A 23,692-nucleotide genomic window follows, 5' to 3' on the forward strand; every position below is an offset into this window, starting at 1 on the left:
TGATATTGCCTTAATGGTAATCTCTAAATTCCTGCGGCGTATAGCCCGTTGTCTTCTTGAACAAATAAGCGAAATACGCCGACGTTTGAAATCCGACCTGCTCTGACACCTCGTAGATCTTAATGTTTGGATCGCGAAGCAATTCCTTTGCTTTATTCATGCGCGTTTCCTGCAAAAAATCGGATATCGTCTTGCCCATCTCTTTTTTGAACAGGACGCTCAAGTAACTCGCATTCAAATGATGGAGCTCTGCGAGCTGCTTCACCGTGATATGATCTTGGAAATGCGCCTCCAAATACTCCGTCACCTTGCCGATCAGGTTATGTCTTTGGTTCGCTTCGCCCTTCGTTTCGATCACCATATAGCGCTGCACGTAATCAAGCACCACTTCCCGGATCTGCACCTCGCTCCTGCAATCGATCAGCTTCTGCCACATCTCCAAATTCATTTCCCCGCCCAGCTCTTTGTTCCACTTCTGCTTGCGGGCGAGCTCGCTGAGAAGCGCCATTCCGAATGCCTGCATATACGTAAACAACATCGAGGGCTGAGACAGCAGCATATCGAAAACATTGTTCACGTAATCGACAACCTCGCTCGCATCCGCAGCCGTTTCCGTAAGCCCGATAATTTCGGGGATTATCTCTTCACGCAGCCTGAATTGTTGAAAATCGGATTCGTCCAAACGGTCATAATGCAAAATTTGTCCGCCTTCCATCAAGCGGGATCTCGCCATCATGAATTTCACTTCCTTGTACAGCGACGGCACCTCTTCCCATGTCGTGCACACTCTGCTCGTGCCGATCGTGACCGTTGAGCCGTATTGCTCCTGCATGACGTTTTGGATGAACAGAAGCTGTTTCTCGATCGCTGCCCGTTCGATGGGAGTCAAATTAATATGCAACGCGACAATCTCATCCGTACCGGTCTTCGCAACGTATACATGCCGGTAATCGGACAGCCCGACATGAACCGCTTTCAAAAATCCGGTGCCGATCACGACCCGCTCTCTCGCATCCTGTCCCGAAGAGTGGAACTGATCATAGCCGAAGACGATTAACCCGATTTCTTGCTGGCTTGCGGGAAGCTCCAGCAACCGCCCCCATGAATGCAGCATGTCAAGATCGATGCCTGCCTCCACGATCACATCCGCCACGAACCGTTCTCTGACGATGTCCAGGCTGCCGGACACTTTCTCCTGCAGCTCCTGCGCCTGTTCCTCGATTTGCAGCAGCTTCGTCAACGTCTTCCGAAACCCGCCTAGCTTGCTCTCGACCTCTTCCACCTTAATCGGCTTAAGGACATAGGCTTGCGCCCCGACGTTCATCGCTTCCTGCACGAATTCGAATTCGTTATAGCCGCTGATCATTAGCACTTGAAGCTGCGGATGGAAGGCTTTGGCTTTCGCGACAAGCTCGATCCCCGTCATAACAGGCATGGAAACATCCGATATGAGTACATCCACAGGAGCATTCCGCATGATTTCGAGCGCTTCGTGACCGGACTCTGCCGTGAAGGGAATATCGTAGCCAAGATCATTCCACTTGATATAACGTATCAGTCCTTGAATATGGGTAGGCTCGTCATCGACAATCAACGCTTTTAACAACATCACATCACCTTCCTGATCTGCGGCCTATTGGCGCATGCAGGTATAATAATCGTTACCGCCGTCCACTCGTTCTCTTTGCTGTCTATCGTAAATTCATGCTTATTCTCAAAATAAAGCTGTAGCCGCTCTCGAATGTTGGCCGTGCCGAAGCCGTTGCCGTTCCCCGCCTGCTTCCCTAACCGGATTTGTTCCAGCATATCGCCCTGGATGCCTCTGCCGTTATCGAACACCTCGAATCGGACGTTATCCTGCTCCAGCTGCGCCGATATGCGGATGAACCCGTCCTTCTTTCCCGTAATGTTCCCGTGCAAATAACAGTTCTCCACGATAGGCTGCAGCAACAGCTTGATCGTATACAGGTCGAGCAGTTCCTGATCGATATTCCACTCGATGCTCACACGGCCCGGATAACGCATCTCTTGGATTTCCAAATAAGCTCTCACATGGTCAAGCTCGCCTTTTATTTGCGTCACATTGATTTTATTGTCCAGCGCCAGCCGGTAAAAGGCAGTCAGTGCATCGATCGTGCGCAGCTGCGTATCGTCCTGCAAATCCATCGCCCGCCATCTCAGCAGGCTTAACGAATTATAAATAAAATGCGGATTGATCTGGGCCTGCAACGCCTTGAATGATTGCTCCCGCTCCTTGAGCTTCGCTTGCGTAATGTCTTCTACCAGCCCACCTAGACGTCCGGACATCGAGTTGAATAATACCTCAAGCTCGCCAAGCTCGTCCTTCTCCGTATTCCGAATGCTGACGTCGAATTGGCCTTGGCTGACATCATACATGCGGGTACCAAGCTTGCGGATGCGCCAAACGACATTTTTCAATACGGTCATTATTAAGAAGGTGGAGCATAACAAAAAAATGAGTATAGCGGCAATAATGCCGTATAGGATCGTCTTCGATTGGCTCTCAAGCTCATCCATCTGAATCAGCGCGGCCACCTGCCAATTCGAATCGATTGGTCTGACCATAAGCAAATTGCCGCCGACCATCAAGCCCTCGGTAAGGCTCGCTTCCTCCCAGTAATCATTCAGCGATGTCGCTTGAAGCTTTAAGCCGATCTTCTGGGGATCGGAGGAGACGATGATCGTGCTGTTGTCGTCGATAATCGACAGCTCGCCCGAACCGCTGAACGGCCGGTCGAACAGCTTGCCGAATACCGTTTTGTAATCTAGCAGCATATAGATGAGACCGAGCATATTGCCGGACGGACTCATAATTTTATGCGAAATGACGAGTTTGTCTTTGTTGACGTTGCTCCAGGTTAATACGCTTGGATCCCCGCTAGCGCTCGCGAACCAATCGGTTTCGGTAAAGCCCGGCCGCAAAATGCGCCCCTCCGGTTTCCACAGCAAACGTCCGTCCTGGACTAACATCGTATTCGTATGATAGATTCGGAAGTCATCGATTCCCGGCAAATATTGACTCGTAAAGACGAAGGAGCGATCGACGTACTCAACCGTATTGAGCTGCTCGAACATATTCGAATAATCGCGGCTTAAGCGCGCTACAAGCTCCCCGTCCGTTGCCGTACGCGTGGCAAGCACGTCGTAGCTTTGCTTGCGAACCTCGATATTTTGAACCGTTTGGCGCATCGCCTCTTTAATGGTGACCATATAATTATCTCTAAAGCTTTGCAGTGCTAAATAACCCGCGACAATCCCCAGCAATATCGTAGGGACGAATATAATAGCTCCGTAGAGAAAAAATATTTTTCCGCGAAGATTCATCTTGCTCGTGATTCGGATAACGATTCTTTCCAGGCTGCGGCGCAATGTCATTGGAATTCCCCCTCTCCATAGTTTAATGGCAAAATAGCGATCGCAACAATGGAAAAGGGAGCAAGCTCCCGAGGGAACTGCTCCTTCCGTGACTATAACTAGCCTTGCTCTTTAGCTAAGATGTCATATTGCTCCTGCCATTCCTGCTTCACTTCCGACCAGTGGCCGCGTTTCTCGAGGGCATCGCGGAAAGCGTTCCAAGTCGACTCGAATTGCTCGTCGCTGGTCGCCATAATGAATTTGGCTCTGTATTCCTTGCGGATATTTTCGAGCTCAGGCAAATACTTCTCGATCAGTCCGCCTTCCTTCGCCTTAACAAGGTCATGCGTTTGAATGCTGCGAACGGCGCCCATCTGTCCTACCGCCGCTGTGAACTCTGCCGTTTTTTTGCTGCCGGCCTTGTCGCTTGAACCATAGTTCCACCATGGATACCAATCGTTATTGTAGGAAGAAAGCATATACAGCTCAGGTGTGACTTTTGCCTTCTGAGCAGGCTCGCCGGAATTGCGCGCCTTCTCATATTCGGCATCGATATATTCCCAAAGACCAAGCGGTTGGTCGACCCAGTCCCAGAACTTGCCTACCGGCCCTTCATTAATAACGTTTTGCTGCTCGGCCTTCGGCTGCAGCGAATACTCAAGGAACTTAAGAATCGCATCAATGTTTTTGCTGTCTTTGCTAATGTAGACATCATAGCCTGGATACGGATTGATGACCGTATTCGCACCAAGCTTCTCGACGCCGGCTACTTTCGGGAATGGAACGACTTGATAGAACCAGCCTGGCTCCGTCGGTCCGTCGAGCGTTTCCCATATATCAGGGTCTATGTTAAAGAAGGTACCCACATTCATCGCTACGCGTCCGGCTTTGTTTTTCTCTTTATAACGTTCCTTCTTGTCGGTTACGACTTCCGGATCGATCAGATTGGAACGGTACATTTTGTTCATCCACTGATAAGCCGCTTTATACTGCGAATCGTCATACATAAGGACGAATTGGTCGCCTTTCTTCTCTACCGGAATAATGCCGCCGCTCGTCGTGACGCCGAATGTGCTCAGTACCGCATTCTCGTCGTTCCAACCGGCCGTATCGTTAGGATCCATCAGGAAGCTAAGCGGCAGAAGAGACTTGCCCGACTCGTCTTTCTGCTCGGACGCCTTTTTCAGGAACGTCTCCACTCCTTCAATAGTAGCCAAATCCGCTACGCTCATTCCCGCTTTCTCCAGCACATCCGTGCGAACGGTCCATGATTGCGAAGCCCAGCCCGGCCAAGGATTGTCAGGATTCTGATCGAACCAAGTCGGAATCGACCAGATATGGCCTTCGGCATCCTTCATTTGATCCAAATATACTTTCGGAATCGCCGCGAGGTTCGGATATTTATCAGGCATATCGAAATATTGCTCGACCGAAAGCACTTTATTCGAGCGAATCATCGCCGCTTTGACGATATCGCTGCGGCCGAATATGGCTGCGTCTTTGAAGCCGCCCGTGTTCAGCTTCAGGTTAAGCGCGGTTACCGCGTCCCCCTGCGTCGCCTCAAGCGCCACTTCTACGCCCGGCTCTTCTTCCTTCCAGTATTTTTGCACGAGGCTGTCATTGTTGATCGTCGTCGACCAGCCCAGCCAAAGATTGAACTTTTGCGGACCCGTCGCGCTTCCGCCACCGCTTTGTTCCGTGTTTGCGCCGTTTAGTTCCTTGTTCGCATTATTCGAACCGGAGCAGCCCGCAATAACCGAAACCAATAAAACCGCCGCAATCGCAAGAAGGCTGTTTTTCTGTACCCATTTGCCCTTCAACATGTTCGTTTTTCTCCCCTTTTCAATATCGATATTACTGGTATATGGTTAGTCATTATACCCATTAGCAGCTTGCTGTTACCCTTTGACGGAGCCGATCAATACGCCCTTCACGAAATATTTCTGAAGGAACGGATACACGCACAGAATCGGAATCGCGCTTACCATTACGGTAGCCATCTTCACCGACATGAGCGTTACGTTCTGCATTTGCGAGCCTCTGGCTAAAGCTTCTTGATTCGAGTTTGATCCTAAGATGGCCGACATATCCTGGGCCTGCAGCAGCTGCTGCAAGAACGTCTGTACCGGAATCAGATCTTGTTCGGTCACGAAGAACGCGCCGGCGAACCAATCATTCCAATGCCCGACGGCGGTGAACAATCCGATTGCCGCGAGCATCGGCTTCGACAGCGGCACAATGATTTGGAACAAGATACGGAACGGCCCTGCGCCGTCCAGCTCCGCCGATTCGATGAGCGCCTCGGGAATGCCTTGAATGAACTTCAGCATGACGAACATATTCCAAGCCGAGAACATGCCCGGGATGATGTAGACCATGAAGTTGTTGATCAGCCCTAGGTTATACAATTGAATGTAGAGCGGAACAAGTCCGCCGCTGAAAAGCATCGTGAGCAAAATGTAGCTCAGAATCGATTTCCGGAACGGAACCTGGTGATACGATAAACCGAATGCGACCATGAGCGTAACGAGAAGCCCGGCGATTGTGCCTGCAACCGTACGAGCAATCGTAATGAGATAGGCATGCTGGATCACTTCATTTCCAAGCACGATTTCATAGTTGATCAGCGTAAACGCTCTCGGCCATAAGTAAACTCCGCCCTTCGCCGCATCCGTCCCCTCATTCAGCGATATCGCCAACATATAAGCGAACGGATAAAGCACGGATAAGCATAACAGGAGCATGAGAGCGATAACGATGCCTTGCGATATTTTTTCACCCGTTGTACGTTTCATTACTTACCATAACCCCTCACCGTTCAATTTTCTGGATAGCTGATTCGTGAGTACGACTAGGATAAGGCTAATAACGGACGATAGCAGGCCAATTGCGGTAGCCATCCCGAAATACCCTTGCTGAAGGCCGGTTCGCAGCACATACGTATCCAGCACATCCGCCACCTGCATATTCGCGGGGTTCATGAGCGGATAAATCTGATCCATGCCAACGGCGATCAAGCTCGGAATGCTCAAGATAAGGACGATCGATACGGTTGGCATAATGCCCGGAATGGTGACATGCTTGATTTGCGACCACTTCCCTGCTCCTTCGACCTTAGCCGCTTCGTACAGCTGCGGATCGATTGCCGATATAGCTGCAAGATACAGGATCGTATTCCAGCCTACCTCTTTCCACAATCCACTGGAGATAATCATAGGTCGGAACCATTGCTCCGATCCGAGGAAGAAGATAGGTTCCCCGCCCATCCTCGCAATCAGATCGTTAGCTAATCCTCCGTCCAGCGTCAGAAACGACTGCAGAATATAAGCGACGACAATCCACGAGAAGAAATGGGGCAAATAGCTAACGGACTGAACGAACCTCTTGAAGCCGTTATGCATTAATTCATTGATCATTAAGGCAAGGATGATCGGAGCCGGAAACCCGAATATGAATTTCAACACCGAGATGAACAGCGTATTTTTGACGACGACCCAAAACTGCGGTTCTTGTAGAAACGCGAAGTTGTCCAAGCCTACCCATGCGCTCTCCCAAATGGAGGAGCCGATCTGAAAATCGCGGAAGGCGATTTGAATCCCCGCCATCGGTACATAATTGAACAGAAACAGAAGCAGCACGGCAGGAAATATCATTACATATTGCCACCGGTATTTGTATAATCTTGCTAACATGATGTCTAAGTTCCCCCCTTCTGCTCTTAATTGTAAGTGCTTACGGGGAGTTGAACCATATAACGGTGATTGGATTTTCATCGTATTGATTGGACGTTTGACGACTATTTAGATGGATTTCGTACAATCAAAATGGTCTTTACTGCGCCAAGAGTTCTTTTGAGTGGAAAACATACAGCCTAATCAGCCTCTGTGACGTATATCCGCCCGCATGCGATTAGACCAATTAGTAGACACGCGTTAATGGAGACCTGCAATGCTATTGATAATAATAGGTTGAGGTGAATGCAATGGAAGAGAAACGCAAGCGTTATAGCGAAGAGTTTCGACGGAAGACGTTTGAGGATCTAGAACAAACGAATAAGAAAACGCAGTTAGCCCGGGAACTGGGCATCGGAGTAACGACGTTGAGCAAAGGAAGCAGCAATACGGCTCCCACAAAAAAGATACAAGTACGCAGCCGCTGTTAGATTATGAGCGGCTGAAGAAAGGCGATGCACTTCTTCTCCAGCTCGCTCGCATTCGCAGCCATTCTACAATAGGCATGAAATCCCCAGCACAGTTTGAAAAATGATATGACCAACAGCACCAGGGTTCACGAGCCTTGTTCCAACTAATTTTTCAAACTTATTTTCATCTTAAATTAGAAAATATGAAATCTACGGTTTCTTGGTTAATCTGCTTTTTGTCGTACTTCAAATTGGTAACTTCCTGAACCTACGCGACTAATTGCAAATAGACGCCCATGCTCTTGAACAATTTCAAAGTTGATCAAATTGTCCCTCTCCATGATTACCGTTTCTTCCGACGCAATAGGAAGCTTAATCGTTCCGCTTGTATTCGGAGGCAAGCTGACCGCTAACCGCAAGCCACTCGCCTCGGACATGAAATCGACATGAATCTCGCCTCTAACAGAGCGATGGCTGCCTGTTACACGTTGGATTAAGCCCGAACAACCTGGTGCAATGAGGATTTCCTTGTAAGCATCCCGTATTGACGATATACCTAGCAGTTCCTTATACAGCCACTCCAAAATATGTCCCATCATATCGTGGTTTCGGGAACGGGAATCATCCGTCCAAAATTCAGGCAGCGCCGTTTCGCCGCGTTCGACGAACCGAATATAGCTCGGATGCTCGGGCTGCATCATCATATCGAATACAATATCGTTTCGTTTCATGCCAGCAAGCGCGCCGAACAAATAACGAAGCCCGATCTCTCCCGATCGCAGCTGTCGCCCTGACGCCGCATGCAATAGAGCCGATTCAATATCGGAACGATACTCTTCATCCACGAGTCCAAAGTAAAGCGGAATGGCCTGAACGACCTGATTCAGCGGATCGAATTGTCCGTTCAGCTTACAATAGGCATAATGCCCTTCACCTTCGCTCGCGATCCTGCGCAATAGTTTCGCATTATAGCATCGCTTCACCCGTTCGGCTTCCGCCGCGTAATGCTCCGCATCGCTGACTAACCCGAGCAAGGACGCGAACTTGGACGTTAACCTGTAGCTCTCATAATAGAAAGCAGTCTCTACGTTCTCGACATAGTCTCCGCCAGTCTGCGGCGCAATGCCCCAGTCTCCGAGTCCATGGTTAATAAGTCCTCCGTCCACTTCTTTCAACTTCAAATAATTCAAGTATGCTTTCATGGCAGGATATGCTTCTTTCATAGCGGTTCGGTTACCATTGGTCTGCAACAGTAGCTCGGGAACGAGAATAATCGCGCTTCCCCATGCTATCGAATCACGGAAACCTTCGCTAAATCTCGAATATTCCGGTGCTATATCAGGAATTAAGCCATCCTCCGTCTGAGCTTCCATCATATCTCGCGTAATTTTCAGCCATAGCTCTTCGACGCTCTTCACGTACATAATCGATGGGCCCATCAGACTTGCCGTCTCGACCCAGCCCAGCTTCTCGATCGTCGGGCAATCGGAATGCACGCTTTGCAGATTGCTCTCGATCGCTTTGATAATAATCTGAGCAAGCTTCGTTATGCGAGGATCATCTGTCTCCAGTAATCCCACATCCTCTGATGCCGATGTTACGAAATGTCCCTTGACATCATGAATGATCGGCTTAAACTTGTCTGAACCATCACGGGTGCAGCCTTCGATCTGCACCCATCTCGCACCGTAACAGGAGAAGTCGGGCTTCCATGCTTCGATCTCCCCTGTACCGGCTAGCGTGTACTCGGAATAGGTAACAATGTCCCACGGGGTAGCTACCGTACCGTCCTCGTTCCGTAGTTCGCCAGGCTTTATAGTGACTTTAGAGCCGGCAGGGCCGCTGACATAAATTTCGAACATGCCAGACATATTTTGGCCCAAGTCGTAAATATACACTTGCTCGAGCGGCTCTTCGATTCCGATCGTATCGTAGACCGTTCTCACCGTAATCGGCGGCTGGTTCTGGCTCACGAGATTACCGGCAGGAGAAGCCAACACCTTGGCAGTCTCCCAACCCGAATCGTCGAAATCAAATCCGTACCATCCATTCGGATATAGCCTCGCGTCAAAATTTTCGGAGCCGTACACGTTCGCTAGCGTCGTCGCGCTCTCACGAACTTTCCAGTTCTCGCCCTCCGTCCTTACATATAGAACGGAGCCGTCCTCATATTCAATATGCCATTCTCCAATTGCAAGCAGCTCGGCGCCGTAGGGCTCGTACCCTTTTCCTATCGTATAGAAATGCCGCTCTCCCGCATCTCCCGCATAAAATCCGTTGCCGACCGAAAACCCGATTACGTTACTGCCTTCGCGAATCCTGTCCGTCACATCAAAGCAAACATATTGTACGGACTTTGTATAATGGGTCCAGCCCGGATCCATCTCATTGGGTCCGACTTTCTCGCCGTTCATGTAGAGCTTAAAGTGGCCAAGTCCCGACACGAGCGCATAGGCGCGCTTGATCCTACCCTCCGAGGCGAATTCCGTTCTGGCGTAAAAGGGTTTGGATCCGCCGTTACCAATCCACTCGGCCTTCCAGGCTTCAGCGTTCAGATAGCCAGTAAACAGCGTTTGCACTTCGCTCCATGCCAATACGCCATGCTGATTCCATACAGCGACTCGCCAATAATAGGCAGTAACGCTTTGAAGCGGTTGCCCTTGATAGACAATGCCGAATTGCTCGGAAGAGCTTACCTTCCCGCTATCCCAAAGCAGTTGCTCACAACCAATGACCGACTCTTCACGTTTAGCGAGTATGATTCGATAGTGAGTCTGACTCTGATTCTGCTGCTCGCTTTCCAATTGCCAGCCAAATAGAGGGCTAGCCGCATCAATCCCCAAGGGAGAGTAATAGTTATTGATCTTTAAACGTACCGGTCTCATCATTTTGTATCACCTCGTTCTATTTGCTGGAACGCAGCAATCTAACCGGATCTATTAACCCGTATGGAGTACCTCTGTATTCGGTCGTATAATCGTTGTCCTCGGGGTGGAATGACCACCAATCCATCCATTTGGGATTAGTATCCAATTGATGGAGCGGACCAAACAAATTGCGCGGGCTGCCTACGACCTCGATAACGACTCGATTTTTTCCATCTGTCACTAAAAACGGATCCAAATCCACATAGGCTTCGCTTCGCCAAGGAATCATCTTGCACGCCGCCCCATTCACTTTCACGTCCATCAGCACAGCTTCATAACGGCCAAAGACCAGACTGTATCCGTTGCCTTCGTTCGTTTCCTTCTCAATCTCGAAACAATAATTCATACTGCCGCAATAGTAAGGATAACCTTGACTACGCCAGTCTCCATAACTCAGATTGCTAGGTTCGTCCACAATTCTGCGATACGAGTCAATCGCAAAGTCTCCTATAATATAACCGTTCTCCAGCTCCATGTCGTTGCAGTACGCGATAAGAACATCAAGCGTGTTCACACCTTCCCGCAAAGTCGGCAGCTTCACTTTCTTCATGCTCACATCCAAGTAGTAGCCTTCCGGCTCTGCCTCAACACGCTTACCATTAAGCTCAAACTCGAAGCGGTTCGCATCCTCGAATACGAAGTACGTATCGGTTGAAGGTACTTCGGCTGCGGTAAACGTAAATCGCAGCTCGAATGGTGTCTCGTTTCCGGGATGTTCCTCATGAATCCAGAAATACCGCTGCAGATTGCCGGAATGCAACACTTGGCGCATGCCAAGCCGCTCGCGAATGATCCGCTGGGCTCTCCAAACCTCCATGGGTTCCGACCACTGCTCTTCCCCCATTCGAAATTGGCATTGATCGAGAATAAGCGCGTTAGGCGCGGACCGCTTACAGGAAACAGGCTTCAGCTCCGTTAGCTGTTCATGGCCTGAACAAACAAGCTCGCTTTGAGGAACAGCCATTTGCTCCATTTGCTCCAATCGCTCAAACGGGGCATTGCCTATAACGTAAAGCTTGGACTGCGCCGGTTCAAAATGTTCTTTGAACGTAACTCCGCCAGCTTCCAAGCGAACGGATCGTGTTATTACTTTCCCCGTCCAAGCATCCCATTCCTCCAAACATTGGCCGCCTAAGAGTCGAATCTCTACTTGATGACCATGAACCCGATCATTGTTTACGATAAACGCAACTGTACATCCGTCCATTTGCCGATGCATATGAAGAAACGGCTTCGCTTCTACGCCCGCCTCATCCTTAATGCTTACCGCCCTTGACGCAGCTCCGTTCAGCAACGGCTCCAGCTCTTCAGCATCCTTCAATCGGATAAACTCTTTATGCCCAAGCAGCTGATCTAATCGATGAAGATCCACTGATCGCCCATCCACTAATGATGGCATTCCCCCGTACGCAGCTACTTTGCCGCCTCCGTCCATATACGCGAGCAGCACCTCAACCGTGGAGGACATCAGATTGTTAAGAGACGGAAGAATAACGAATTCATAGCTGGCCTCGCCAACGATAAGCCGTTCTTCATCAGCCCTCGCGAAATCCTTCAGGATCAGTTCGTCTCCCAGATCGTAATCGACATGCAACTCGACTAGACGGTTAACGAATGCGTTGAACGACTTGTCGTAATCCGCGAGCAGCTTCTCGTTGCCTGCGTTGTTTTTCCATGCAGCCGATTTGACGCTTTGTCCCAGCTTCGTCCACACGGAAGTGGAGGGATGAATGACGAGCACGTTACGGGTAAGCTTTCCTTCGCTGAGCACCGCGCTAAGCCTTGCGTAATAATCCTCCATCTTCCGGTCATGGTTCCACCAATTCGTATGATAGTTGAAGGATGGCGGGTAATCGCGCTTGCGGCACCCTCTGAGCGAATACCAGGAAAGGTGATGGGTCAGCAGATTGACCCCTAGCGCATATTGCCAATCGCCGATCCATCTCCTGTTCTCGAAGGTCAAATCCCAGCCCGTCACGCCATATGTCTCAGTAATGACCCGCTTCTTCCCAAGCTGATTGGCAATGCTGGAAACTTGCTTTATCGTCAAATGCTCGGCCGTCTGCTCGCACAGCGTATCGATGCCTGGTATATCCATATACCGATAATGCAGCATCAAGGATCCGCTATGCTGGACCTGTCCGACAATGCTGCCTTCGGAATGAAAATGACCGGTGAGCTGTATGCCTTGCTCTCTGCACCAATCGCCGATTTGTTTCGTATACGATTCGCTGAACGTCTCTGCCACCGTTAACCAATAATCATGCCGAATTTGAGCCGAAGGTTTCCCTCCAAAGAAAAAGAAAGGAAGCAGCTCCCAGATCGAATAGCCCCTTCTCCGTTCAAACTCGCTTGCCAGCACCTCGCTCCAAGCGATCCAAGTCAGCTCAGGCTCTTCCAGCCGTTCGGAAAATCCTTTCACCGTCGGTTCGTCGGTAAATATACCAGGTACGGTTTTGCCGAATTCCTCCCCTACCGCTTTCCGATACGGTTCATAATTTTTCTCGATAAACAGACTTGCCGTCTCCGGATTCATTAAATCCGTATACGTATCGCCATGGCACCAATCGTTCTTAGCCGCAATTCGAACCCGAAATATAAGGTACGTCTCGGTACTTCCTTTTAATCTCTCTCCGCCTTTATCCGGCATAAGTCGGGTCAACTCTGTTAATTGATCTCCCTCGATGACCGCCTTGTAAGAGGCAACGATCGACGCATCGCCAGACTCCAAGGATTGGCTCAAACTCAGCGTCAGCGCCTTGGCGCGTACCGCATCACCGCCCGCCCTCGCAACCAATCCACCGCCCATGCCGGAGGAATACCGATCTTCGTCGTACAACCATGCTTTCATGCCGGATTCCTTCGCCTTTGCCACGCTGCCCTTGATACGCTCCATGAATTCATCGCTCAAATAGGGAGTTTCCAAGCCCTCGCGCACATGCATCATAAATCCACCCATGCCTTGCTCCTTGAAGCCGTCGATCTGACGGTCCAATTCCTCCTGCTTCAAATCATCATTCCAAGCCCAGAACGGAACAGGGCGGAACGGGATTCCCGGATCCATAAATGATTGTTTTAATTGGTTTCGATTTCGATCCATTGGACACCTCTCTGATTTTAGATCGTAATAAACGATTTACCCCTTCACGCTTCCCAATACAAGACCTTTAACGAAGTATTTTTGCAAAAACGGATAAATGCATAGGACCGGCAGCATCGATACGAACAGCTGAGCTGCCAAGACGGTTCGGTTCGAAATATTGGCAATCAGCGACAGATCGTTTGCATTCATATTCGTTAAGTCCCTGGCTACGATAACGGTACGCAGATAAGTCTGCAGCGGATAATGGGATGGCGAGTTCATATAGATCATGCCGTCAAACCAAGAATTCCAGTGAAAAATAATCGTGAACAGCGCAATCGTAGCCAAAGACGGCTTGGATATCGGCAAGTAAATGCTCCATAGCGTTCTCCATGTGCCCGCTCCGTCCATTTGCGCGGATTCCTCCAGCTCGGCCGGCTGCGTGCGGAAGAAATTAAGCATAAGCACGATGTTGAAGACATTAACCGCAGACGGAATCACAAGCGCCCAGATCGAATCCATTAAGCCTGTTTCCTTGACGATCATAAAGGTCGGAATAAGTCCTCCGTTGAAGATCATCGTCACGACGAAAAACCATGAATATACGGACCTCGAACGAAACTTCAGATTCGACTTGGACAGCGGATAAGCTGCGAGAACAGTCAGCGACAAGCTTAGAAGGACGCCAAGAATTAGCCTTTGAAAGGATACGCCTACCGTGTTCATAAAAATATGGTTGCTGAAAATATATTTGTAGGAGTCCAGATTAAATCCGACAGGCCATACGGTGACCCACCCTGCCGTAACGGCCGCATTGCTGCTTAACGACATCGCCGCCATATGAATAATCGGGAACAAGCAGGTTAACGAGAATAGGGCAAGAAAAATATAGTTGGCAAATAGAAATAGCAGCCGGGAAGGCGTGCGCCGTTCGATCATAAGATGATACCTCCTTAGAAAATCCTGTAGTTGGCGAGCCTGTAAGCGAGCAAATAGGATGTGCAAATAAAGACGAAGGATACGAACGACTTGAACAAGCCGACAGCGGTCGCTACGCCGTATTGCATTTGCTCCATGCCGATTCGGAATACGTACGTATCCAGAATATCCGCGCTGGAATAGACTTGAGGACTATATAAATTGAATACTTGGTCGAAGCCCGCATTCAAAATATTTCCAAGACTTAGGACGCTGAGCAGCACAATTATAGGTCTCATGCCTGGAAGCGTGATATGCCACATTTGCTTCATATGCCCCGCACCGTCTAGCGCGGCAGCTTCATACAACGATTTATCGATGCTAAGTATAGCGGCCAAATATACGATCGTATCGAAGCCGAGCTCCTTCCAGATATGCGAAGCGACGATGACAAAGCGGAACCAAGGGCCGCTTCCGAGGAAGTAAATCGGTTCGAAGCCTAGAAATTGCAATAGATTGTTGATGATGCCTCCAGATGGCGACAAGATATCGATTAGAATGCCGGATAAAATAATCCACGAAATAAAATAAGGCATGTAGACGACTGTTTGAACGGTTCTTTTAAACATTGCGCTTTTCACTTCGTTAAGCAATATGGCCAGACCTAGAGGGAACACGATTCCGACGACCATTTTCATTAATGAGATTAATAGCGTATTGCCAATCACCTGCAGCGTATCCGGCATGCCGAATACGTACTTAAAGTTGTCAAAGCCGATCCACTCCGAGCCGAACCAACCGTTTGAAGGAATAAAATCTTGAAAAGCGATGACGATGCCAACGATCGGCCCATAGCTGTAAATAAGCACCAGGATGACCGCCGGCAGCAGCATCATATGATAAGCTCCAGTAGAAAACCGACGTTTGCGGGTCCCTTTCATCTCCATCGACATGCACGCTCCATCCGTATAGAAGGAGGGACGACTGAGGTCCCTCCTTCTCTTCTTTTTTTCAATTCATTAACGATTACTTAGCAGCGTCCCAATCATTAACTTCCTTCGTTACATCTTCAAGTCCGAGCTTGTTCAGTTGGCTGACGAATTTATCGAAGTTGTCGATGGAGTCAGAGCCCATAATAACTTTCGTGTAGTATTCGATAACGGCTTGCTCGATCGTTTTTAAGCGATTTTTCATAGCGTCCGTTGAAGCGCCGTAAAACTCGTCCATCTTGAACAGGTTATTGTTCACGTACTCGTTCATGTACCTGAAGGACCCTGTTTCACCGAATACCTTCTCGAATTGCGCATTGGCGTTGTCGCCGTCTTTGTATTTTTGAATGTTATCGTAATAGCCTTTTTCCTCGGCATTCAGCTTAGACGCATCGCCAGTCTTGAATGCCTCCGTCACCTTCAGGTGGGCTTGCAAGTTTTTCTGTGCCTTCCAAGCCTTTGCGACCGCATAGTGATGCCCTGGAGCAGGCAACGGTCCCAAGAACTTATCGAACTCCTCTTGCGTTGTATCGCCGTAGTTCAGCTCCGTCCAGAAATTGATCAGCTTCATAATCGCTTCAGGATGCTCATAGCCACTGCGCATCACAAAGTAGCTTTCCACGTTCAGCTTGATCTGAGGATTAGCGGGTTTATCATCCTTGGACACGATCGGATAAGCCAGCCAGTTCGAATCCGGGAAATTGTCCTTCGTTTGCTGCATCGGGTACATGCCGTTCCACATCGCGCCGAAGTTGAAGCCAACAAGTCCAGATGCAGCCAACTCCGCTGCTTTGCCCGAATCCTTGGCTCCGAAGTCCTTCTCGATCAAGCCTTCTTTGTATAATTTGTTTAAATACGCAAGGGCGTCCTTTACTTCCGGTTGCGCACTGCCGTATACGAGCTTGCCATCCGCGCCGCGAACCCACGCTTTCGGGTAAGCATCGTATGCATTGAATAGGCCGAGCGCTTCGGCGACGCCGGGAGCTAGGAAATCCTTGTTCAGCATGAGGCCGACCGTATCCTTCTTGCCGTTGCCGTCAGGATCCTGCTCTACAATAGCTTTCATTGCAGTGTACAGCTCGTCCGTCGTCTTCGGAACCGGAAGACTCAGCTTATCGAGCCAATCCTGCCTAGCCCACAGGAAGGACGCCCCGTCGATAGCGGAGTTCGTTCCTGGAATCGCGATCAGCTTGCCTCCGAAGGTTGCCGATTCGAGCGCCGTATTGCCTTCCTCCGTAATAATCTGCTTCGACAATGGTGTCGAGAATTTCTCGTATACGTCCGTTAAATCCGCATATAGATTCGTTTTGGACAAGGATGCCAGCTGTTCTTGACTGACGCCGATCAGATCGGGAATATCCCCCGAAGCAATGGCTACGCTCATCTTCTGCTTCGCAGCGTCTCCGCCTTTCGTATACCATAGAGGCTTAATGATAATGCCAAGCTCTTCTTTATAGGCTTTAATCCATTCGCTGTTTTCCCATTTTTCTTCGGTAAACTCATCGGCGATGGGATCTCCGATTGCAACGCCAACTGTCAATTCAATAGGCGGATCGAACTTGGCCATCGGATCAATCGGCGCTTCGGTCGCTGCATTCGCGCCATTATTGCCACCTTCGTTGTTAGGTGCATTGTTGCCAACATTAGAGCTGCACCCGGCTAGAAGCGAGATGCTCAGAAGCGTTGCCGCCGCTGATGTCATTACTTTCTTTTTGTTATTTGTCATGCTTGCTCCCCCTGTCATTCTTGATTGCTTACAAAATAAGCTTATCGTCCAAGGGGGAAGAAAGCGATTTCACAATTCCGAGAATCCTTGCACTCTGCCGACATCATCAAGCGTAAACAGCTATCGCCGTCCTTTGGAGGCGTAAGCTATCGTTTCGCGGATGAAATATAGGCAGATGTATAAGAGTGAAACTTATACTTTCCTATATTTGAAAAAAACAGACCGTGCAGTTCTCCCTATCATTCATTTGGAGAACACTGCACGGTCTGTTTCTTTCCATTCATTAACTTCCTTCGTTATTTCATCAAGTCCGATCTGGCCAAGATTGGCGACGAAAGCATCGAATTGATCTAGAGACTCTGTTCCCATAATCACTTTCGTGTAAAATTCGGAAATCATTTGATCAATCGTCAGCAATCGAGACCTCATCGCTTCCGTAGAAGCGCCGTAAAACTCGTCCATTTTGAATAAATCACGTTGTACATAGTCGTTCATGACGGCGTACGAGCCCGTCCTGCCAAATACTTTCTCGTATTGGGCAAAGGAATCGTCGCCGGCGCTGTATTTGAGAATATTGTCATAGTAGCCCTTTTCCTCGACATTCAGCTTGGACAGCACTCCCGTCTCGAGAGCGTCTTTAATATCCAAATAAGCTTGCAGGTTTTTATTCGATTTCCATACTTTAGCTACTGCATAATGATGGCCGGGAGCCGGAGGCAGACCAAGAAATCGATTGTACCTATCTTTCCCCGCATCGCCGTAGTTCAGCTCCGTCCAAAAGTTTATCAGCTTGATCAAAGCTTCCGGATGCTCGTAGCCGCTTCGAACGACGAAATATTGCTCCACATTCAGCTTGATTTGCGGATGAGCGGGCTGTTCATCTTTGGACACGATAGGGTAAGCTCTCCAGTCGGAATCCTTGAATCGATCCTTCGTTCCTTGCAACGGATACATGCCGTTCCACATCGCGCCGAATACGACGCCCCCTCTTCCGCTTGCTGCAAGCTCTGCTGCCGCAGGTGTGTCCATCGCCGCAAAATCGGTCTCAATGATTCCTTCCTTATACATCCGGCTCAAAAAGGCAAGCGCATCTTTCACTTCAGGCTGAACGCTTCCGTATGCTAGATTTCCGCCTTTGTCTTTAACCCAAATTTTCGGATATGCGTCAAAAGCGTTAAACAAACCGATAGCTTCCGCCAAACCTTGATTCAAAAAATCCTTGCTCAGGACGAGACCGATCGTATCTGCCTTGCCGTTGCCATCCGGGTCTCGGTTCTCAAAAGCTCTCATGACCTCTTCCAGCTCGCTCGCCGTTTCCGGTACTTTCAACCCGAGCTTGTCCAGCCAATCTTGGCGAATCCACATGAATGATGCACCGTCAATAGCGGAGTTAAGCCCTGGAATCGCTATAAGTTTTCCGTCAAACGTAGCGGATGTGAGCGAACGCTTGTCGTCCTCATTCAAAATCGATTTGGTCAGCGGTGTCGCATAGGTTTCATATATGCTCGTCAGATCGGTATACAAGTTGGTTTTCGAGACCGCAGATAATTGTTCACTGTTAACGGCCAACAAATCGGGAATTTTGCCGGAAGCGATCGCAACGCTCACCTTCTGCGTGATCGCTTCCTTTCCCTTCGCATACCAAGCAGCCTTCATATCAATACCCAATTCGTCCCGATAAGCGCGTAACCAAACGCTATCCTCCCACTTCTCTTCGGTAAAGTCCGACATGACGTCACCGATCCCTACTCCGGTCGTCATCGCCACACTTCCACGATCATCAGGCGGAACGCTTGCCTGGTCTCCCGCCACGCCGGAATCGCCCGTCTGGCCGGCGCATGAGGCCATTATGCATGTCGCAAGAAGTATGGAGGCAGCCTTCATTCTTCGTCGTGCCATTTTCAGCCCACTCAAAGCGATTTCCCTCCTTATGCTGTCCGAAACTCCTGCGGTGTCTGCCCCGTTTCCTTCTTGAAGAAGCGACTGAAATAACCGGCAGACGTAAAGCCAAGCGCCTTAGCAATATCCTGCACGAGTCTTTGCGGCTCAGAAAGCATTTCTTTGGCTTTTTGAACCTTCGAGGCCGCGATATACTCGGATATCGTAATGCCCTTCGATTGCTTGAACATTCTAGATAAATAATCCGGATTCAGGTATACCTGCTCCGCTAGGTTCGTTACGGAAAGGTCGCCATCCAAATGGGTATCGATATAATAAATGATTTTCCCCAGTGCATCTCCCCGCATTTTGGAAGACTGAGCCGCATGATAATGATCGAACAAATGAACGATGTGCTCAAGCGTTGCTATGCTTTCCTTGCGCGAGGGAAAAGTCGCAGGTTGGAGGAGCTTAGCAATATGAGGAGCAATGGATGGGTCGCGGTCCAATCCGAATTTGTTGGTAGCCGTCAGAAGCCGTAGTGCAACCGCGCAATACATTTCCATATACCTCATCTCGTCTATTGCCTCCCACTCTGCGTAGGATCTGAGCTCTGATAGGATCGACTGCACTTCGTCCTTACGCCCGGATTCGATGTACGTCTCCAGCGCATTCGCTCGTTTGTGGAACACCTCGATGAATCCACGTACTTCTTCCTCATCCTGCTTGGCCATGAACGGCAGATTTTTGTCCGTTATGATAATTTGCTTCGCGTCATAATAACGGGACAAGAAGGCTTTGAGGATCGTGAACTGTTTAGAAGTGTCGTCCCATTCTATGAACTTATCCGTAAGCGCAAACGAGAATGTAAGTCCCGTTGATTTCTCTGCTGTTTGCTGGATCGTTTCAATCGAGCCTTGCAGAAAGGTTACAAGCCGATCCTGCGTTTGAAAGGCGTTCTCGCGAGCCTGAATGAACAGCACATAGTACTCCCGATTATAAATAACATCCGCATAATCTACATAGGAGGACAGAAAACGAACACATATAGAGTGAAGAGCCGTGAACAATAGCTCCTTGTCGGGCAGCCTTAAAGCAGTTGTGGCCAAATCCATCCTCGCAACCGCCATAATGAGCGGCCGATCGATAGCAAGTCTGATCCCGATTCCCTCCAACGTCTGCGATGTGAGCTCTTCCCTGGGCTGTAACCCCTCCAGCAGGTCGGATAAGAACAGCGCGCGATGATGACCCGCTTGCTGCCGCTGGATCTCGCGTGCTTGCTTGATCAACATGTCCATCTTCTGCTGCTCCTCGAGCTCCGCTATCGTTTTGCGAACCGCTTCGACTATCGCTTCGTCTCCCTCGGACTTCAGTATATAGTTTTCGGCCCCGTTCTTGATCGCATGATGTACATAATCAAATTCGTCAAAGCCCGTTAGAAAGATAAGCCTGCATTCCGGCCAACTTTGCTTGACCCGGTCACCGAGCTCCAAGCCCGACATCTTGGGCATCTTTATATCCGACAGCAAGATGTCAATGCGCTTCTCCGACATGGCCCTGAGCGCTTCCAGCCCGCTGGATGCCTTGTACAGTTCAAGCCGGTGGCCTTCATATTCCTGAAATAGCTCGTGTAAACCGTCAAGCAGAAGCTTTTCGTCATCCACGATTAACATCCGATACATCTGCCATCGCACCTTTCCGTTCGATGATCAACTCTATTTTCAGGCCTCCAAGCTCGCTTATGCTGGCCCGCAACCCGCTTCCAGCACCGTAGCTGTATTGAAGTCTCTTATGAACGTTCAAAATCCCTGTAATCTCCTGAGCTTCTTGGTCTCCTGTCAGAAGAGCATTCAACTTCGCCAAACCGTTGTCGCTGTCTTCACCATTATCCTCCACAACAACGACGACTCTTTCCCATTCATCCAGAAAACTTACTCGGAGCATGCCGCCTTCGGTCACGTTTTCTAAACCGTGCACGAATGCATTTTCCACTAATGGCTGGATAATGAGTCGGGGGACCGATAATGGCTTGAGGCTGTCCGGCACTTCACCAAACTCCACCGACACCCGATCCGAGAATCTTGCAAGCTGGAGCATTACGTAATTGCGAGCGTGCGAAGCTTCATTCTCAAGCGGCACCGTATCTCTCTTATTGCGTGTAATGAATTGAAAATACTTAGCGAGTTGATTCGTGAACTGTATCGCTTCCTCGTCTTTCTGCATCTTGATAAGACGGATAATACTGAATAAACAATTATAGAGGAAATGCGGGTTGATCTGTGACTGGAGTTGCTTTAGCTCCGCATTTTGCCGATGAATCTGCTGATTGTACACCTCATCGATGGATACCTTCATATTGATAAGCATTTCATTGAATCGTTCATACAAATATCCGAATTCGTCATCCTTGTCATGGCGAATATTAAGCTCGAAATTGCCTTCCTCTACTCGCTTAAAGGCACGAACAAGCTTCACCATCGGTTTATTAATGACTCTGTTGATATAGTACAGATAAAGCGCAACCATCATAACGGTCGCCCCGAAGAATAGCCAAAACCATTGAATATACTCGGATATCGTCCGAAACATCGTAGGCTTGTACAAATAATGATCGACATATAAATGGCTCTCCGTCAAAGCCGAGTGCACGAAGATATAGTCTTTACCCAAATCCGCGGGGGCCAGCTCGTTGGATGATTCTGTCTCAACCTGCACGAGACTTCCATAATGCTCCTTAATTGGTTGCTCTAGCTTATTATCCGCAACAGCAATTATATGATTGGCATTGCTGCCTAGTCCAAGAACGAGCGCACCCGTAAATTCTTTTTCCAATGCCGCTTGGGCCCCCCGCTTCAGTTCGCTGGATCGCAGTTCGATTTCAACGATAATTTCAGGAGTGTCTTTATATTCGCTCTCAAGGGGGTATGCGACGATAAGCAGGCTATCGTTATATGAAATAATGTTATAGGGATCATTAAGCATCGCAGGAGTAATCACATCCTCCTCCATCAAGCCATATCCATCGACAGCCGAAATTTCTATTCCGATGTTTGACAGATATAGTCGCGTGTCTACGATTAAGTCGCTGCTATTCCGGATGGACACAAGCTTTGCCCGTAAAAAATGAATCAATTCGATTTTGCGATAAGGTTCAAGAATGTCGTACGCATTGACCAATTGGATCAGATACGTATCGTTCAGCATGTCATATTGAAGCGAATTAAAGCGGTCCAGTGTCCCGTTAAGCTCGCTTATATAGTTCTCGGACTGGGTTTCAGCAGAGTCCACGATATCTTTCCTGAGCAGGCTGGATGCCCAACTATATAATATCCCGGCAAGAATATAGATCGGAATCGTTGCGGCAATGAAAGCAATAAACAAACGTTTATAAATAGATGATTGCCATAAGCGATGCGTAAGCTTCATTTCCATCCCCTTTCATAGACACGTTGGTAATATTTTATTATACCCGTCTGCTGAAAGGCATAACAATGAGACAAATCCGACTCTTCTTTCACTTTGCCGATGCAAATGATATGACCAGATAACGGGCAAACAAATGAAATCGCCCTCCGCTTCAAAGGGAAGCGCAGGGCGACTTACAAACGAGAGATCAGAACTCAGCAAAACTCTAAAAAAATTCAGTATAAAACTGGATTAATACAATACGGGTAATTTATCGAGTGTAACCGCATATTCATGCTGGTACGCCTCGTGTAGTTCCTCCTCGGAAGTCCACTCTGCAGTCGATCCAAATTCGTTTGACCAGATCATGTACCAAACCCACGGAATTCTAGTTATCGAGAGTTGATTTATACTGGGCAGCACCCCAATCTCTCCTAATGCAACTAACTTCGGTTCTGAGGTTATGCGCACGAGTTCCTCATATTCGGGCTGCAAATCCGTATGCGTATGCTTGGGAGGATACAGGTCTCTTGATATCACATCAGTTACATCATCACCTACATATCCTTCCGCCAAAGGTGAGTTCCAGACCCAGATCAGATTATTCAGAGCATGAACGCGTGTATATCGGTCATACATGATGCGGTACAACTGCTTAGCAACCTCTGGGCCTTTGTGACCCCACCAGAACCATTCCCCCTCGGCTTCATGGAAGGGTCTCCACAGAACCGGAATCCGATTCTCGCAAAAGGGTTTCAGGATATCGGCCATATGATCCATATCGGAAATCAACGCCTTATACTCTTCCGTTCCTTCTATTACAGCCTTGGAGGCGTCAAATGTTGTATTATTCGAATAGAATCCCTTATCCCAGCTTCCAAAAGGAGAGAACCAATGCCAGGTGAAGGTGATCAGGCCTTTTCGTTCTGCCCATTCCCAAGCCCGGTCAAGCGTGTTTCGGTTCTCTTCAATCTCAAGCAGGCACTCAGCACTGCTATTTTCATAATTAATATTCGGCGAATAACTTAACAGCTCAAAGCCACAAAGCGCAGGAAGCTTCCCCGTAACCTTTTCGATGTACTGGAGTTCCTGTTGCGAATTGGTTTGCGTGTGTTGTCCGGTAATAATAGCTTTGCCAGCTATCCCGCTTATGTACTGTAGTACTGCTTTTACTTCGTTAAAAGCATTCGGATTACAAGATTCAATAGCAGCGATATTCGGATTTCCCATGGGTCACTTCCTCATTTTTTG

The 23,692-nt window shown here is 48.9% G+C and carries 14 protein-coding genes; all 14 read right to left on the reverse strand.

Annotation, left to right across the window (positions count from 1 at the left end; genetic code table 11):
• Positions 1 to 10: 10 nt before the first annotated feature.
• A complete protein-coding gene (locus AC0YN0_RS23560; protein WP_475823458.1) occupies positions 11 to 1,609 on the reverse strand; it encodes a response regulator transcription factor in 1,599 nt (532 codons plus the stop codon).
• On the reverse strand, positions 1,609 to 3,396 hold the full coding sequence (locus AC0YN0_RS23565; protein ID WP_475823459.1) for a cache domain-containing sensor histidine kinase: 1,788 nt from the start codon (positions 3,394 to 3,396) through the stop codon (positions 1,609 to 1,611). The genes AC0YN0_RS23560 and AC0YN0_RS23565 overlap by 1 nt, the downstream gene beginning before the upstream one ends.
• Before the next feature lie 98 nt (positions 3,397 to 3,494).
• Positions 3,495 to 5,198 carry a type 2 periplasmic-binding domain-containing protein gene (locus AC0YN0_RS23570; RefSeq protein ID WP_475823460.1) on the reverse strand — a complete coding sequence of 568 codons (1,704 nt, stop codon included), beginning with the start codon at positions 5,196 to 5,198 and terminating at the stop codon, positions 3,495 to 3,497.
• Between the two features lie 75 nt (positions 5,199 to 5,273).
• Positions 5,274 to 6,170: a carbohydrate ABC transporter permease gene (locus tag AC0YN0_RS23575; protein WP_442052498.1), complete on the reverse strand. Its 897-nt coding sequence runs from the start codon at positions 6,168 to 6,170 to the stop codon at positions 5,274 to 5,276.
• 3 nt (positions 6,171 to 6,173) lie between these two features.
• Entirely contained in the window at positions 6,174 to 7,067 is an 894-nt protein-coding gene (locus tag AC0YN0_RS23580; RefSeq protein WP_442052499.1) for an ABC transporter permease, read from the reverse strand.
• Between the two features lie 673 nt (positions 7,068 to 7,740).
• Positions 7,741 to 10,404 carry a family 78 glycoside hydrolase catalytic domain gene (locus tag AC0YN0_RS23585; protein ID WP_475823461.1) on the reverse strand — a complete coding sequence of 888 codons (2,664 nt, stop codon included), beginning with the start codon at positions 10,402 to 10,404 and terminating at the stop codon, positions 7,741 to 7,743.
• Positions 10,405 to 10,420: 16 nt separating this feature from the next.
• On the reverse strand, positions 10,421 to 13,543 hold the full coding sequence (locus AC0YN0_RS23590) for a glycosyl hydrolase (protein ID WP_475823462.1): 3,123 nt from the start codon (positions 13,541 to 13,543) through the stop codon (positions 10,421 to 10,423).
• 36 nt (positions 13,544 to 13,579) lie between these two features.
• Positions 13,580 to 14,464 carry a carbohydrate ABC transporter permease gene (locus AC0YN0_RS23595; RefSeq protein ID WP_475823463.1) on the reverse strand — a complete coding sequence of 295 codons (885 nt, stop codon included), beginning with the start codon at positions 14,462 to 14,464 and terminating at the stop codon, positions 13,580 to 13,582.
• Between the two features lie 14 nt (positions 14,465 to 14,478).
• Complete coding sequence (locus tag AC0YN0_RS23600; protein ID WP_475823487.1) at positions 14,479 to 15,384, reverse strand: ABC transporter permease; 906 nt, start codon at positions 15,382 to 15,384, stop codon at positions 14,479 to 14,481.
• A gap of 85 nt (positions 15,385 to 15,469) precedes the next feature.
• Positions 15,470 to 17,158 carry a type 2 periplasmic-binding domain-containing protein gene (locus AC0YN0_RS23605; protein WP_475823464.1) on the reverse strand — a complete coding sequence of 563 codons (1,689 nt, stop codon included), beginning with the start codon at positions 17,156 to 17,158 and terminating at the stop codon, positions 15,470 to 15,472.
• Between the two features lie 243 nt (positions 17,159 to 17,401).
• Positions 17,402 to 19,072 (reverse strand): type 2 periplasmic-binding domain-containing protein, encoded by a 1,671-nt coding sequence (locus AC0YN0_RS23610; RefSeq protein ID WP_475823465.1) that lies wholly within the window; start codon positions 19,070 to 19,072, stop codon positions 17,402 to 17,404.
• Positions 19,073 to 19,086: 14 nt separating this feature from the next.
• The gene (locus tag AC0YN0_RS23615; RefSeq protein ID WP_475823466.1) at positions 19,087 to 20,718 is read right to left on the reverse strand and encodes a response regulator transcription factor; all 1,632 of its coding nucleotides are present in this window, start codon (positions 20,716 to 20,718) and stop codon (positions 19,087 to 19,089) included.
• On the reverse strand, positions 20,693 to 22,462 hold the full coding sequence (locus AC0YN0_RS23620) for a sensor histidine kinase (RefSeq protein ID WP_475823467.1): 1,770 nt from the start codon (positions 22,460 to 22,462) through the stop codon (positions 20,693 to 20,695). The genes AC0YN0_RS23615 and AC0YN0_RS23620 overlap by 26 nt, the downstream gene beginning before the upstream one ends.
• 231 nt (positions 22,463 to 22,693) lie before the next feature.
• A complete protein-coding gene (locus tag AC0YN0_RS23625; protein ID WP_475823468.1) occupies positions 22,694 to 23,671 on the reverse strand; it encodes a glycosyl hydrolase in 978 nt (325 codons plus the stop codon).
• Positions 23,672 to 23,692 lie beyond the last annotated feature (21 nt).

This window comes from Paenibacillus sp. J22P218 (genome assembly GCF_056269195.1).